The following is a 14,673-nucleotide window of genomic DNA, read 5'->3' as shown; positions in this document are numbered from 1 at the left end:
TCCGTGCTGGGCTCATGAACATGTCTGATTCGCGGGAAGGGTTTGATCGAATGAAGATTGTCATCGCCGGCGGCCACGGAAAGATCGCCCTGCGGTTGACCCGGCGCCTCGCCGGACGTGGCGATTCCGTCGTGGGCATCGTGCGCAATCCCCGCCACGTCGACGACATCAGACGGGCGGGCGGGGAGGCCGTCGTGCTCGATCTCGAGCACGCCTCGGTGGACGAGGTGGCCGCCGTCCTCGTCGGCGCGGACGCCGCCGTCTTCTCGGCGGGCTCGGGCAACGCCGCCACCGCCGCGCGCCGGGACAAGATGGACCGGGGCGCCGTCGTGCTGATGATGGACGCGGCGGAACAGGCCGGGGTGCGGCGGTTCCTGCACGTCAGCTCCATCAACGTCGGCTGTGCCGACGACCGCGGCATCGGCGAGGGCTACGCCGTCTATCTGCGCGCCAAGCGCGCCGCCGAAGAGCACATCTTCGCCAGGGACAAGCTCGACTGGACGATCCTGCGGCCCGGTGTCCTCACCGACGGGGACGGCGACGGCACCGTCGAACTCACCGCCGGGAACAAGATCGGCCCGACCGGCGCCCGGTTCGACCAGGTCGCCAGGGAAGACGTCGCCGGCGTCCTCGTGGCGCTCATCGACCGGCCCGACACCGCCGGCCGTATCTACGTGGTGCTCGGCGGCAAGACCCCCATCGAAAAGGCGATCGACCTCTAACCGTACGGACAGCGAAAAGGCCCTTCCCGTTTTCCTGGGAAGGGCCTTTGTTTTGAAGGTGACCACGGTCGGGGGTCCGGGGGCTTGCCCCGGGCGGGGTGTGGGGGCTGCGCCCCCACAAGACACGCGGAACGCAAAAGGCTCGCGCTCTTTGCGAGCACGAGCCTTAAATGCGTGGAGCTGAGGGGAATCGAACCCCTGACCTTCTCGATGCGAACGAGACGCGCTACCAACTGCGCTACAGCCCCTGGTGAAACTTGCCCCTTTGTTTGGAGCTCCATGAGCCTATCAGTGGCTCATGGAGCTCCGGAACGCGGGGGTCACTCTCCGGCGGCCCGGCGGAAAGGCCTGGTCCCGGGCTCGTCGAGCTCGTGGAAGGCCGGATCCTCGTCGTCGAGGTCGACGACGACGGCTTGGCGCCGGAGGCGGGACATCGGGGACGGTTTGCGTTCCACGACGGCCGGGCGCTCGGCGGCGGCGACGACCTCGACGTCCTCGTGGGACTCGGGGGACTCGGGGGCGTCGTCTTCGTCGGCGATCGAGCGGCGCGGGGCGCGGGTGTTGTTGAAGCGGGCGAGGCGGCGCTGCCGGATCTCGTTCTCGATGCGGACCTGGCGGCGCAGGTACACGAGGTAGCCGATGAGGACGGCGTCGACGACACCGTTGGCCCACCAGACCGTCGGGGTCAGGAAGCCGGCGACGACCGCGGTGGTGACCACGAGCACCAGGAGCGCGATGACGATCCGCTGCCGGAACGCGTACTTGGCGCGGGCGGCGATGTCCGCGGCTTCGGGGTCGAAACCGCCCCGGCCCGGCCGGTAGCCGCTGCCTTGGCGTTCCCTTTCGGTGTGGGACGCGCGCGAGGGCTGGGGTAGCGGTTCGGCTTCCGGTTCCTCGTCTTCGAGGTCGGCGTCGAGTTCGGCCTCGAGCTCGGCCAGGTCGTCTTCTACCGACGGTTCCGTGTTCTCCGCCATGGCGAACTCCTCCGGTCCCTCGTGGCGTGTGCTCCCGCTCCGCACGACCCGCGCCGCCATGGCCGAGTCCGTCGTCCGTGCGACCTGCTGGCGCTTGCGGGCGACCATGGGCACGAGAACGACGAGCCATGCCGCTGCGAGCGCGACGATGATCACCGAACTGGGCATCTCCCGTCACCTCCCCCGATCCACTGCTGTAGTCACGCTAGCCACAACAGTCACACACGCCGCGCAGACTCGCCGGTTTCGATCACGGAAAATGCATCACCAAATTAGGTGAATCTCACAGGTTGTGGTAACGCGGTCACCGGAACGACCCCGTGACGGGGTCAAACGCGCTCCGCGAGGCCCTTCGCGACGAGCCGGGAGACCAGTCCGTCACCGGTCTCCTCCTTGGTGATCGCATAGCAGAAATGGTCCCGCCAGCCGCCCGCGACATCGAGGTAGCGCTCGAAAAGGCCTTCTTGCCGGTACCCCGCTTTGCCGAGAACCCGCAGGCTGGGGGTGTTTTCGGGGCGGACGGTCGCTTCGAGCCGGTGCAGTCCGCCGAAGTCGAAGACGTGGTCGGTGACCAGTGCGACGGCGCCGGTCGCGACGCCGCCGCGGACGATGTCCGACGACACCCAGTAGCCGATCCAGGCCGACCGGAGTGACGCCCGGATGACGTTACCCACAGTGATCTGCCCGGCGAAGCGTCCATCCACCGTGATGGTGAACGGGAGGCACTGGCCGCGCCGGGCGAGGCCCCGCAGAGCCAGCCATTGCGACGGCCACGACCAGAACGCGTTGCGGTCCGGCCACGGCCCGATGCCGGTCGGTTCCCACATCTCCAGATGCTCGCGGTCCCGCAGCCGGACGCGGCTCCAGTCGCCGGCGTCCCGCAGCCGGACCGGCCGGACGGCGAGGATCCCGGCGGGCACCCGGAGCGGCCCGAGCTTCGCGGGCCAGCCTGGATGCCGGGTCTCGACGGGATACGCGACGCCGGAAATCGGTGCGCCCATTACGCCCGCTGGGCCAGGAAGGTCACCTTGACCTGCTCGCCCGCGGCGACCTCGGTGAGGTCTTCGTCGATGTTGATCAGGCAGTTCGCCTCGGCCAGCGACGCGAGCAGATGCGCGCCGGAAGTCCCGAGCGGCTGCACCAGATACTCGCCGTTGCCCTCGTCGCGCAGCAGCTGCCCGCGCAGGAAACCCTTGCGCCCCTTGGTCGAGGTGATCGGGGAGAGCAGCCGCGCGCCGACGATCCGGCGGTGCGGGTTGCGGGTGCCGCGCGCGGCGCGGATCAGCGGGCGGACCAGGACCTCGAACACGACCAGCGCGCTCATCGGGTTGCCGGGGATCAGGAACGTCGGCACCGAATCGGGGCCGAGCCTGCCGAAGCCCTGCACCGAACCGGGGTGCATGGCGACGCGGGTCAGGTCGATGTGGCCGAGATCGGACAGCGCCGCGTGCACCTCGTCGCCCGCGCTTCCGCCGGCGCCGCCCGCGACGACGACGATCTCCGACATCAGCAGGCGGCCTTCGACGATCTCCCGCAGCCGTTTCGGATCGCCAGGGACGATGCCGACGCGGCTCACTTCGGCGCCCGCGTCCCGCGCGGCCGCGGACAGCGCGTAGGAGTTGACGTCGTAGACCTGCCCGACCGACGGCGTGCGGTCGATGTCGACCAGTTCGTCGCCGACGGACACGATCGAAACCCGGGGCCGCGGGTAGACCAGCACCTTCGCCCGGCCGACCGCGGCGAGCAGGCCGACCTGGGCCGAGCCGATGGTGTCGCCCTTGCGTACGGCGACGTCGCCGATCTGCACGTCCTCGCCGGTCCGGCGCACGTAGCCCGCCGACGGCACCGACTTGTGCACGGTGACCTTGGCCTGGTGGCCGTCGGTGTAGGCGGTCGGGACGACGGCGTCGGCGAGCGTGGGCAGCGGCGCGCCGGTGTCGACCCGCACGGCCTGGCCAGGCTGCAGCCGCCGCGGCTGGCGTGAACCGGCGGCGATCTCGCCGACCACCGGCAGCTGCACCGGCTCCTGGCCCGCGGTGCGGACGTCGACGCTCCGGACCGCGTAGCCGTCGACGGCGGCCTGGTCGAAACCGGGCAGCGCGTGTTCGGCGACGACCTCTTCGGCGCACAGGAGGCCTTGGGCCTCGGAGATGGCGACCCGGACCGGGCGCGGGCGTACCGCGGCGTCCAGGGTCAGCGCGATCTGATCCTCGACGGAACGGAACTGTCCCGCGTCTTCGGTCTCGGCCGCTTCGGCGATGGGCTCCGTCATGACTGGGGGATCTCGATCCGCTCGTTCGACCAGGCACGCGCTGAAGGCCCGTCGGTGAACTGAAGTTCACCACCGTTACCAGGAGTGATGCGGTCCGAAGCCGTGGAAATCGCCCGATCGGGCAAGCTCCTCGTGGTCCGTGCCGCCGGGGTGGTCGCTGCGCCTGTCATAGGCGTGAAGCCTAACCTGACCCCGTGGGCGAGCCCGGCAATGAACACCTGAGCAAAGCGGAGTGGCGTTCTCGGATAACCGCCGAACGTCGTTCACAGGTGACGGAAGAGCGGGCGAGGGAGGCCGAGGCGCTGGCCGTCGCGGCCGCTCGGCTGCCGGGAGACACCGTGGGCGCGTATGTCCCGTTCGGGACCGAACCGGGCTCGGCGTCGCTCCTTGATCAACTTCTGGACCAGGGCAAACAGGTGCTGCTGCCGATCGTCCCGGACGAACCGGGACCGCTCGGCTGGGCCGTCTACGAAGGCCCGTCGAGCCTCGGACCGGGCCGCCTGCGCGGGCTGCTCGAACCGACCGGCCGCCGGCTCGGTCCCGACACGCTGGGGACGGCCGATCTGGTGCTGATCCCGGCCCTCGCCGTCGACGACGAAGGCGTCCGGCTCGGCCGGGGCGCCGGGTACTACGACCGGTCGCTCTCCTTCGCCGCGCCGGGCACCGCGCTGATCGCCGTCGTCCGGGACGCCGAACTCGTCCGCGCCCTGCCCGCCGAACCGCACGACGTCCGGATGACCGGGGTACTGACGCCAGGACACGGTCTGGTGCCGCGTCCGGTGGGTTAACCCGGCAGGACCCCGGCTTCGGACACGGCGGTCCGGGTGGCCGCGAAACCTTCGGCCGTCAGACGGCGAACGGCGTCTTCGGCGTCGGCTTCCCGGAAGACCCCGAAAACGCAGCCGCCCTTTCCGGTTCCGGTGATCTTGGCGCCGAGAGCGCCGTGCCGTTTCACCGCGTCGATACAGCCGTCGGTCACCTCGTCGCTGACACCCATGTCGTCCCGCAACGAACTTTGCGCCAGGTCGAGGAGTTCGCCGATCGCGGTGATGTCCGGCGCGGGGGAGACCAGCAGGGCGGACAGCGCGTCGACCGCTTCGGTGGTCCGCCGGACGTAGGTGGCGATCGCCGGGTCCCCGGCCTGGCTCCGCGCCCGCTTCCAGCGGATGACCTCGCTGGTGTCCCTGGTGCGCCGCGTGTCGACGACGACGATCGCCAGCCCGTCCGGCCACGCGAGCCTGTCGACCGAGCGGATCGCGCCGTCGTCGCAGGCGACCTGCACGACCCCGCCGGTCACGCACGGCACGTAGTCCATCGGGCCGACGTCGCGGCCCGCGAGCCGCTTCTCCACCACCAGCCCCTCGGCGATCCGTTCGCCGGCGGAAGCCGGATCCGCCGAAACGGCGAGCGCGGCGACGCACAGTGCCGCGCTGCTGGCCAGTCCCGCGCCCGGCGGGACCTCGGAGACGATGTCCAGCCCGCTCGGCCACAGTTCGTCGCCGCGATCGTGGTGGAAGGTCACCGCGATCCGGGCCAGCTCGGCCCACGGCCGGTCGCTCGTGGTCCACACGTCCGCGGCCCTGGCCCGTCCGGTGAGCGTGCCCGCGGCGCGCACTTCGAACGCGGTGGCGCGCGGCGAAAGGGTGAGGGCGCACCGGATCCGCAGATCGAGCGCGGCCTGGATCGGCGCCCCGCCCAGCCAGTCGAGGTCCTCGCCCGCGAGGCAGATCCGGCCGGGCGCGGATCTCGGCGGCTCAGTCGAGCTGTTTGTCATTCCGGAAGATCTCCCGTTTGCCGACCCCGTCGAGCACCAGCTTGAAGACGATGAACCGCACCACCTCGCCGGATTTGTTCTCCCACGTGTGCGGCGCGGTGCCCAGCCGCGCGACGTCGCCGGGGCCCAGCTCCTCGGTGTGCTGCGCGCCGTCCGCGCGCCAGTGCAGCAGCATGCGGCCGGACACCACGTGGACGGCCTCTTCGATGGTGTCGTGGTGATGCCACTGCTGCGTGACGCCGTCGGGCAGTTCGTTCCAGTGGATCTCGTATTCGTCGAACAGGTGGTACCGGACGGCGGTGCCGTCCGGTTTCACGGTCTCCTTGCCGTCGGCCGCGCGGGAGATCAGCGGGGTTGTCGTACGCACAATCGGGACTCCGTCACAGGAAAGGGTCGTAGTCGGGGATCGTTTCGCCGGGCTTCTCACGCATCTCGAACAAGGCGAGATTGGACCGGTGGCGGATGCAGTGGAACCGGCAGTGCCGGTCGGGCCGGACGTCGTCCCGGACCCGGCGACGGCGTTCACCGTTCCACATCGCCGAGAACGTCTCGGTCGTGGGATCCCCGTACCGCGCCGCGGGATTCCCCCGGTGGTACGGGCAGAAGTAGGCGCCGGAGGAGGTCACCAGGGTGCGGAGATCGGCCACCGGGCAGGTGGTGTACTCCTTGACCTCCCGCGCGGTGCCGTCCGCGCCGCCGAGCACGCCGAGCGTGCCGGGACTCACCACGGTGAAACCGTCGTCCTCCAGTTCCCGCAGGCGGGAAAGCTGGGCGGAAAGCGTGTCGAGCAGCTCCGGATCCTGGCCCCGGATGTAATGCTCCATGTCGTACTCGGGTTTCACTTCGAAGTAGTCGCAACCGACCCGTTTCGCCAGTTCGGCGGCCGCGGCGATCTCGCCCGCGTTGGTTTCCGCGAGGGTTCCGTCCTCCGCGCGGCGTCCCATCACCAGAAACGAATAGCCGAGCTTTCCGCTTTTGCGGGAACCGAGCAGTTCCATGTTCGCGATCACTTCGGCGAACCGGTTCCGCCCGCCACGTCCGGGCCTGAATTTCCCATAGGTCTCCGCGGTCGCCGCGTCGACCGAAACCCGGGTCCACTCCACTTTGTCGGCCAGTACGCCGACATGCCGGTGAATCGTCGTTCCGTTCGTGGTGATGCCGATACTTGTCCCACCCGTGTGCAAGGTGGTGATCACCTCGCCGATCGCCGAATGCAACAAGGGTTCGCCGCCGCCGATGAGGATCACCGCCTTGACGCCCGCTTCGACGAGTTCGGCGGCGAGCCCGGTCAGCCTTTCGGCGGTGAACCTGCCGTCGTTCAGCAGGCTTCCGCTGATGCATTCGGGGCATGCGAGGTCGCAGAACGACGTCGGATCCAGTTCGACGACCACGGGCGCGGCGGGCTGTACCCCGTTGGCCGCCAGTGAAACCTGCGGACGAGTGAATTCCTGGTAAAGCTTCGAGGTGAGATCGAGTGGTCCGCCACGAGAGTCCGCCGCCATCCGCGCCGCCTTCGGTCTTCGCGGTCTCATACCGCGACGGGCCGGGCAGGCCTTCACCCGGGTCGGATATACTAACGCCTTGGGAAGTGTTCAGAAAGGTCACAATGAGCGTGCCTGATCGTTTCACCGAAACGTTGTCGAAAATGCGTTCCGCGGGGGCGCACGCCCAAGAAGTGGCGGCGCTGCGACGACGGCTCGAGCAGCTTTCCGAAACCGGTGCCGGCGAATTGCCGGGTTCGGAACTCGAACCGCTCGAGGACATCAGCCGCTTGGTGGACCTGCCTGATCCGGACGCCGAAACCGCGCGACGGGTATTGGACCGGACGGCGGTACTCAAACTCAACGGCGGCCTCGGCACCAGCATGGGCCTGTCCGGCCCGAAATCGCTGCTGGAAATCAAACCGGGCAAAACGTTCCTCGACGTCATCGCGATGCGGGTGCTCGACACCCGCGCCGCCTACGGGGCCCGGCTGCCGCTCATCCTGATGAACTCGGCGGGCACCCGGGAGCCCTCCCTCGCGCTGCTGAAGAAGTACCCCACGCTCGCCGACCCGGTCATCCCGGCCGACTTCCTGCAGGGCCGCGAACCGAAGATCACCGCGGACGGGCACGTCCCGGTCGAGTGGCCCGCCGATCCGGAACTCGAATGGTGCCCGCCCGGTCACGGCGACATCTACATCGCGCTGGCCGTGAGCGGCATGCTCGATCTGCTGCTGGCCGAAGGGATCCGCTGGGTCTTCGTGTCCAACGCGGACAACGTCGGCGCCGTGCCGGACGCGCGGATCGCCGCCTGGCTCGCGGAAAACGACATCCCGTTCGCCATGGAGACCGTGCTCGGCACACCCGCCGACCGCAAGGGCGGGCACCTCGCGCGGCGCGACGGCCGGATCGTGCTCCGCGAGTCCGCGCAGGTCCCGGCCGGTGACGACTCCTTCGGCGACGTCGCCAAGTGGCGGTACTTCAACACGAACAACATCTGGTTCGACCTGGAACGGCTGAAGGCGTTGCAGGACGCCGATCCGGCCGCGCCGGAACTCCCGCTCATCGTGAACCGCAAGACCGTCGACCCGACCGACTCCGCGAGCACCCCGGTGATCCAGCTCGAAACGGCGATGGGCGCGGCGATCGCCTCGGTCGAGGGCGCCCAGGCCATCGAGATCCCGCGGTCCCGGTTCGCGCCGGTCAAGACCACCGACGATCTGCTCGTCGTCCGGTCCGACGCGTACCGGCTGGACGACAGCGGCGAGATGGTCCCGCAGTTCACCACGCCGCCGGTGGTGTCGCTGAGCAAGGACCATTTCAAGCTGCTGAACGACTTCGACGCCCGGATCCCGGACGCGCCGTCACTGCGGGACTGCACGAGCCTCGACGTGGAAGGCGATGTCACGTTCGGGAAGAACGTGGTGATCCGGGGCGCGGTCAAGATCGTCGGGCCGAAGATTGTGCCGGACGGCGAGGTGCTGTAGCCGGGTTCAGGACGCCACGTCCGCCCGGTGGGCGTGGGCCTGGACCCCGGCGAGGATGATCTCGGTCTCGGCCTTCGTCCAGGTCGAGATGTGCACTTCCCAGGCGTCGTCCTTCCGCAGTTCCTGTTCCAGGGCCCGCCACATCCATTCGAAGCAGATGGCCGGATCGAGCCCGCCGAGCCCGGCGCCGAACAACGGCATGAGCACCGAACGGAGCGGGAGGCCGTCCTCGTCCCGTTCGCGGCGGGCGAGGTCGAAGACGTTGTGCACGGCCTGCGCGACCGAAACCGGGCTCACCTCGAAACGGTCGGTGCCGGGGACGGGGATCCCGATCGCGGCGTGGTAGATCCGGTGGACGTCGCGCCGGATCAGGTCGCCCGACGAGGTGGCGGCGACGGTCCCCGGTTCGACGGGCAGGCCGAACCGGCCGTTCTCCCGCATCCAGGCGTCGAGTTCGGCCGCGGCGGTGTCTTCGATGATCTCGCCCGCGGGCCCCTTCTTGGCGGCCGCGCGGCGCAGCCGTCCCGAAACCGACGGTTTGAAGGTCATCGCCATCTGCATGTAGATGTTCTCGGACGTGCACACGATGTCGACGCCGGCGATCTGGTCGACCGGCCCGGACCGGACGGCGACGGCGACGGGCCTTTCGGACGCACCGCCGATGTCGACCATGATCGGCCCGTGCAAGGTCATCTCGGCGTGGTAATCGTCGCTTTCCGACGAGGCCATGCCGGTCTTGCGTTTCGCGGGGGAGGGCATCGGTTCGGTGAGCGCGGTGCGCAGGGAATCGCGGACCACCAGGTACGTCGGGTGGGTCGCGCCGTCCGGCTGGATGATCGAGGAATGGTCGCCCTGCAGGACCCCGACCGCCGGGAACACGCTTTTGGCCGAGGAGGCCCAGACGATGTTGTCGGTGTCGCCGGCGTAGCAGACGACCGGGATCGGGCAGCGGTGCTCGTCGAGGTGCGGCGCGTAGACGACGTCGGCCAGCACCCGGCGCTGGGTTTCGACCACCGACTCCGCGAGCGGCCGCAGTTCCCGTTCCTGGGCGTGCCAGCCGAGCAGTGAACGCCGCAAGGTCAGCATGAACTCGGATCCGTTGTTGGGGCAGGCGAACAGCACGATCCGGCGGATGCGGCTCAGCCGTACCCCGTTGCCTTCGGCGAGCTGCCGCATGAGAAAACGCAGCACGATCAGCCCGCCTTGGCTGTGCGCCACCAGGACCACGCGCGGCGCGTCGGCGTGCTTGGTTTCGAGGAGACTCGCCAGCCTGTCGGCGAGGACGTTGAAGTCGGGGACGCGGCGCGCCGGGTTCATGCGCAGTTTCGGTGTGGAGTAACCGAAGGTGTCGAAGTCGTAGTCTTCGGTGAGTTCCGCGTCCGTCGCGAGTAGACCGCGTAACGCGTTCCAAGTCGCTTCGGTGGAAAACAGACCATGTACGAACAGCGCCAGGGACTTCGCCACGATGATCTCCTCAAGCCGTGGCGTCACACGATACCCGGGCCGCGCGCTCCTTTCAGGTCGTTCGCCGGGCGATGAACACGTACTCGCGTCCTGGACGGTCGGGGGCGTCCCGGACGTCCAGGACGCGGAAACCGTGCTCCGCCAGCAAAGCCTCCAGGTCTTCGCGCTCGCGGAACCAGAGTTTCGAGTCCGAGGTGATCACCTCGCCGTCTGCGAACCGGTAGCTGTACCGGAACGAGACGAACGGGAGGTTCACCTCGGTGACCTCGCGCCACTGCTCCACCTCGCCGACGCCCGGGACGTCGATGACGTCGTGCGCGGTGTCGGCGGCCCAGTCCTCCCACACGCGGCGACCGGGGCGCCGGATCTCGAAGACCAGATGCCCACCCGGCTTCAGTGCCGTGTGGACGCCTTCGAGGGTCCGGCGCCATTCGTCGTCGGTGAGGAAGACCTGGGCCACGTTGCCGGTCATCACGGCGAGATCGGCGGCCGCCTCGCCCGCCGCTTTCGCGTCACCGTGGATCCAGGTGATCTTCCCTTCCGGGTCCTTGGCCTTCGCGATCTCCAGTGACGCCTCGGCCGGATCGACCCCCACGACCTCGATCCCGCGCCCGGCCAGGAGAACGGCCAGGCAGCCGGTTCCGCAGCCGACGTCGAGCACTCTCTTCGCCCCGAGTTCGCCGATGATGGCCAGGTAGTGGTCCAGATCGTCGCGAGCGCCGTCGAAGGCGTCGTAGATCGGTGCGAGCCGGGCGTGGGCGAAGAGCGCGTCAGGCATGCGGCGACGATAGTTCCGGTACGCGTCCGGGAGCCACGGATTTACGGTCGCGCCGCCAGGCCCGTTCGCCCAGCAGTGCCAGGAAGGCGGGCAGCAGCACGCCGCGGACCAGCGTGGCGTCGATCAGGACGGCGACCGCCATCCCGACCCCCATCATCTTGTACTCGATCGCGCTCAGCGTGATGAAGACGCTGAACACGCCGACCATGATCACCGCCGCACCGCTGACCACTCCCGCGCTGGTGCCGGTGCCGCGGACGATCGCGGTGACGGCCCCGTCGGCCCGGCGTTCACGGATCCGGCTGAGGATGAAGATGTGGTAGTCCATGCTCAGCCCGAGCAGCAGGACGAACATGAACATCGGCAGCCAGCCGACCACCCCGCCGTACGGCGTGAATCCCAGCAGCGAGGCGAAATGGCCGTCCTGGAAGATCCAGGTGAGCACCCCGTACGCCGCGCCGATCGACAGCAGGTTGAGCAGGAGCGACACGAGCGACACCGCCACGGACCGGAAAGCCAGCAGCAGCAACACGAACGCCGCCAGCAGGACGAAACCGACGACCAGCGGCATCCGCTCGATGACCCGGTCGGCGAAGTCGCGGGCGTTCGCCGTGCGTCCCGACACCGCGAAGTCGACACCGTCCACCCGGCCGATCGTCTCGGGCAGGACCTCGGTGCGCAGTTTCGCCAGTGCGGCGTCGGCCTGGGGATCGCGGCCGGCGCCGGACAGCGGGACCCGGACGACCACCGCGTCGTCGACGTTCGCGACCGCGATGGGTTTGTTCAGGACACCGCCGGATTCCCCGATCCGCCGTTCGAGATCCGTGATCGCCGACCGCAGCGCCGGGCTGTCGACGGGGCCGCCTTTCTCGGCCGTCAGCACCACCGTCGCGGGATAGACGACGCCTGGGAAGGCTTCCTGGGTGCGGACGGCGGCATCGATCGTCGCCATCGATCGCGGCAGGCTCTCCGCCGGTGTCGGATCCTGCAGGCGCATGCCGAGGGCGGGCAGGGTGAGCAGGATCAGCAGCGCGGAGGCGAGTCCGCCCCACAGCGCCGGGCGGCGGGTGACCACGCGGGCGGTCGCGGACCAGAACCGCGAGTTCTCCGCGGTGGTGCGCCGCTTGCCCAGCCAGGGAATCCGGCCGCGATCGACCTTGCCGCCCAGGAGCGAAAGTGACGCGGGCAGCACGGTGACCGCGCCGAGAACGGCCAGGCCGACCACGAACGCCGTACTGATCGCGAGCCCGGTGAAGTTGTCGAGTCCGGTGAACACCAGCCCGCTCACGCACAGGACGACCGTCACGCCGGAGACGACCACCACGTGCCCGGACGTCCGCGCCGCGATCAGGATCGCGTCGTCGATCGAGTGCCCCCGTGCGCGTTCTTCTCTTTGCCGTCGCAGGAAGAACAGCGAATAGTCGACGCCCACCGCCATCCCGATCAGTAGCGTGATCACCGTCGTCGCGCTGTTGATCGGGGTGAAGTCGTCGACGACGGACAGGAAACCGAACGTCGCCGCGACACTCGTCCCGGCCAGCAGCAACGGGACCGACGCCGCGACCAGCGCCCCGAAGACGATCAGCAGGATCACCAGTGTCATCGGCAGGGAAAGGAATTCCGATCGTTTGACGTCTTCCCGGATGCCCTTGTCGACCACGGTCGACAAGCTGAGATCGCCGGACAGGCCCAACCGGACGGACGGATGCCGGGCGGCGACCATGTCGACCTGAGCGGCCGCGGTCTCGAAGTTCGGGCGGATGTCCTTCTCCCCGCCCGCGATCGAGAAACCGACGAGACCGGACGCGCCGCCTGCCGAGATCCGCTCCGCGCCGTCGGGGGCCAGCGGTGAACGGACGTCGGTGACGGAACCGGATCGGGTGAGCGTGGCGACCAGGTCTTCGGTCGCCCGGCGGAGTTCTTCGTTCGAGGCGAAGGGCGGCGAGCCGGGTTCCTTCGCCTCGACGAGGACGTTCTCTCGTAAGGGATCGAAGGTGCTCTGGGCGTTCAAAGCGGTCTGCGCGCGGCCGGATTCGCCGGGATCGGTGCTCCGCCGGCTTTCGCCGTCCAGCAGGGCACCCGACAGCAGGGCGGCGACCACGAGGGCGACCCAGCAGGCGAGGGTGAGCGCGCGATGCCGGAGGGACCAGGCAGCGAGCTTTTCGGGCAGCATGAACTACAGTCCTTTGCGTGAAGGAGTGAGATGCCTCGGGCGAGGTTTTTGCTTCTTCTTTCCTGGGCCGTCGAGTTGCCGCTCGACGGCCCAGGGTCTTTCACCGGCCGGTCAGTCGACCTCCTTGAGGATCCGTTCGACCGAGCCCACGCTCTTCTGGAGATCGGCGAGGCGCCCGTCGAGTTCGGTGAGTTTGCGTTCGGTCTCTTCCTGCGCTTGGACGGCTTTTTCGGCGAGCCTGCGGTATTCCTGTTCACGCGCGAGCGCGCCCTTGGCCCGGATGGTCGCGCCGAACTGCCACACGACCACCGTGATCACCACGGTGAGGAACACGAAGATGCCGATCAGCCCGGCGACTTCCTGCCATTGATGCCACTTCACGGCCGTTCCCCCTCATCGCCCGGTGTCGGTGCGCCCGGTGTCTGTGTGCTCAGTGTCGGTGCCGCGGCGGCGATGGCGTCCGGGCTGAGTTCGATCAGGAACGGTTTCACCTCGTAGAACTTCATCGCCTTCCCGTCCTCCGACAGCTCCAGGGTGGCCGACACGAGCCCGGCCGCCTCCAGTTTGCGCAGGTGGAGTTGCAGCAGTGCCCGGCTGATGCCGAGCTCTCGCGCCAGCTGGCTCACGTACGCGCGCTCCGCGCGGAGCGCCGCGACGATCCGCAGCCGATGCGGATTCGCCAGTGCCCCCAGCAGCCGCAACAGCTCGTCGCCGGACGGTCCGGTGGCGCTCACGGTCGGCTCCTGCACATGCCAAAGAAATCTAGCAGGTGCCGACTCGATCTACCAGGTGCTCCATCCAGACGTTCGGCTCCACGTAGACGCCGACGTCCAGCGCCGAGGAGGCGAGCACCGGCGCGATCCCACCGGGCACGGTCGTGAGGCCGTCCTGGAGTTCGACGCCGGTCCATGCCTTCCACTGGGCGAAAGTGCCTGTGACCGTCATCGCGAACGGAGCCACCCGCACGAACCGGGCGCCGAGCCGCTCGTGCGTACGCAGCCAAGGATCCTCGGGCAGACCGTCCGGACGACGGCGCGCGACATAGTCCTCGAAGGACGATCCGGGCTCGTTCTCCTTCCCGGCCGGGCGGACCGGCACGACGAGTTTGCGCATCCCCGTTTCCGCGGCGCGCTTTTTCAGGGCTTCCAGAGCTTTTGTGGCCAGGCCGCCACCACGGCGACCTGGCGCGACCAGCACTTCGAGGGCGATCAGCGTATTCGTCTCACGGGTGCTCAGCAGGTCTTCCGCGGCCCAGATCAAGGCGGCGTCCCAGCCGTGGTCCGGCAGTTCCGGGCGTTCGGCCGTCGGGAATCCGGCCGGGACAGCGGCCGCTCTCGCCACCGGGACACCGTCTTCCAGCAGCACGAGGAGGTATTCCGGCCAGCGGGCGGCCAGATGGGACGACTTCGCCAGCAGGCCCGTCAGGTCGTGCTGGAGGAACTCGCCGCCGACGCCGCCGAGGCCGAGCGCGGGTTCACGCAGCTCAGGCCGGGTGGCCAGGTCTTCGATCACGATCATGTCCTCAGTAGACCCGAGGACACGCTTCTC

The 14,673-nt window shown here is 69.0% G+C and carries 15 protein-coding genes and 1 tRNA gene; 3 read left to right on the top strand and 13 right to left on the bottom strand.

The genetic code is table 11. The annotated features are described in order from the left end of the window. Positions 1-50 precede the first annotated feature (50 nt). Complete coding sequence (locus tag IE302_RS17225; protein WP_191255492.1) at positions 51-722, top strand: SDR family oxidoreductase; 672 nt, start codon at positions 51-53, stop codon at positions 720-722. Positions 723-897: 175 nt separating this feature from the next. On the opposite strand, the gene IE302_RS17220 is transcribed toward IE302_RS17225, so the two are convergent. The 4 genes from IE302_RS17220 to glp form a co-directional block, all read right to left on the bottom strand. Next, positions 898-970, bottom strand: a tRNA-Ala gene (locus IE302_RS17220). Between the two features lie 72 nt (positions 971-1,042). Continuing rightward, complete coding sequence (gene sepX / locus IE302_RS17215) at positions 1,043-1,864, bottom strand: divisome protein SepX/GlpR (protein ID WP_191255491.1); 822 nt, start codon at positions 1,862-1,864, stop codon at positions 1,043-1,045. Between the two features lie 161 nt (positions 1,865-2,025). After that, the gene (locus IE302_RS17210) at positions 2,026-2,697 is read right to left on the bottom strand and encodes a GNAT family N-acetyltransferase (RefSeq protein ID WP_191255490.1); all 672 of its coding nucleotides are present in this window, start codon (positions 2,695-2,697) and stop codon (positions 2,026-2,028) included. Next, complete coding sequence (gene glp / locus IE302_RS17205) at positions 2,697-3,968, bottom strand: molybdotransferase-like divisome protein Glp (protein ID WP_191255489.1); 1,272 nt, start codon at positions 3,966-3,968, stop codon at positions 2,697-2,699. The genes IE302_RS17210 and glp overlap by 1 nt, the downstream gene beginning before the upstream one ends. Positions 3,969-4,186: 218 nt before the next feature. On the opposite strand from glp, the gene IE302_RS17200 reads away from it, so the two are divergent. Continuing rightward, entirely contained in the window at positions 4,187-4,756 is a 570-nt protein-coding gene (locus IE302_RS17200; protein WP_191255646.1) for a 5-formyltetrahydrofolate cyclo-ligase, read from the top strand. Here IE302_RS17200 and IE302_RS17195 read toward each other — a convergent pair. Genes IE302_RS17195 through IE302_RS17185 form a run of 3 tightly spaced genes read right to left on the bottom strand, consistent with a single transcriptional unit; the run spans position 4,753 to position 7,244 of the window. Further along, positions 4,753-5,742 (bottom strand): mevalonate kinase family protein, encoded by a 990-nt coding sequence (locus tag IE302_RS17195; protein WP_191255488.1) that lies wholly within the window; start codon positions 5,740-5,742, stop codon positions 4,753-4,755. The genes IE302_RS17200 and IE302_RS17195 overlap by 4 nt on opposite strands. Then, on the bottom strand, positions 5,723-6,109 hold the full coding sequence (locus tag IE302_RS17190) for a cupin domain-containing protein (protein ID WP_191255487.1): 387 nt from the start codon (positions 6,107-6,109) through the stop codon (positions 5,723-5,725). The genes IE302_RS17195 and IE302_RS17190 overlap by 20 nt, the downstream gene beginning before the upstream one ends. Before the next feature lie 13 nt (positions 6,110-6,122). Next, positions 6,123-7,244, bottom strand: a complete 1,122-nt coding sequence (locus IE302_RS17185) for a radical SAM protein (protein WP_191255486.1) — start codon at positions 7,242-7,244, stop codon at positions 6,123-6,125. Positions 7,245-7,387: 143 nt separating this feature from the next. Here IE302_RS17185 and IE302_RS17180 point away from each other — a divergent pair, with 143 nt between their 5' ends. Then, the gene (locus IE302_RS17180) at positions 7,388-8,710 is read left to right on the top strand and encodes a UTP--glucose-1-phosphate uridylyltransferase (RefSeq protein ID WP_229907803.1); all 1,323 of its coding nucleotides are present in this window, start codon (positions 7,388-7,390) and stop codon (positions 8,708-8,710) included. A 6-nt stretch (positions 8,711-8,716) separates the two neighbouring features. Here IE302_RS17180 and IE302_RS17175 read toward each other — a convergent pair whose 3' ends face one another. From IE302_RS17175 to IE302_RS17150, 6 genes are all read right to left on the bottom strand, one after another. Continuing rightward, positions 8,717-10,174 (bottom strand): alpha/beta fold hydrolase, encoded by a 1,458-nt coding sequence (locus IE302_RS17175; protein WP_191255484.1) that lies wholly within the window; start codon positions 10,172-10,174, stop codon positions 8,717-8,719. Between the two features lie 52 nt (positions 10,175-10,226). Continuing rightward, on the bottom strand, positions 10,227-10,952 hold the full coding sequence (locus tag IE302_RS17170; RefSeq protein WP_191255483.1) for a class I SAM-dependent methyltransferase: 726 nt from the start codon (positions 10,950-10,952) through the stop codon (positions 10,227-10,229). Continuing rightward, positions 10,945-13,125 carry an MMPL family transporter gene (locus IE302_RS17165; RefSeq protein ID WP_191255482.1) on the bottom strand — a complete coding sequence of 727 codons (2,181 nt, stop codon included), beginning with the start codon at positions 13,123-13,125 and terminating at the stop codon, positions 10,945-10,947. The genes IE302_RS17170 and IE302_RS17165 overlap by 8 nt, the downstream gene beginning before the upstream one ends. Before the next feature lie 111 nt (positions 13,126-13,236). Next, positions 13,237-13,506 carry a hypothetical protein gene (locus tag IE302_RS17160; RefSeq protein ID WP_005155628.1) on the bottom strand — a complete coding sequence of 90 codons (270 nt, stop codon included), beginning with the start codon at positions 13,504-13,506 and terminating at the stop codon, positions 13,237-13,239. Further along, positions 13,503-13,859, bottom strand: coding sequence for an ArsR/SmtB family transcription factor (locus IE302_RS17155; RefSeq protein ID WP_229907802.1), 357 nt, complete (start codon positions 13,857-13,859; stop codon positions 13,503-13,505). The genes IE302_RS17160 and IE302_RS17155 overlap by 4 nt, the downstream gene beginning before the upstream one ends. 28 nt (positions 13,860-13,887) lie before the next feature. After that, positions 13,888-14,643: a GNAT family N-acetyltransferase gene (locus tag IE302_RS17150; protein ID WP_191255480.1), complete on the bottom strand. Its 756-nt coding sequence runs from the start codon at positions 14,641-14,643 to the stop codon at positions 13,888-13,890. Between the last annotated feature and the right edge of the window lie 30 nt (positions 14,644-14,673).

The sequence above is a fragment of the Amycolatopsis oliviviridis genome, assembly GCF_014654365.1.
Lineage (GTDB): Bacteria > Actinomycetota > Actinomycetes > Mycobacteriales > Pseudonocardiaceae > Amycolatopsis > Amycolatopsis oliviviridis.
The sequence above is the reverse complement of the archived record's forward strand: the minus strand, read 5'-3'. Positions and strand labels throughout refer to the sequence as shown.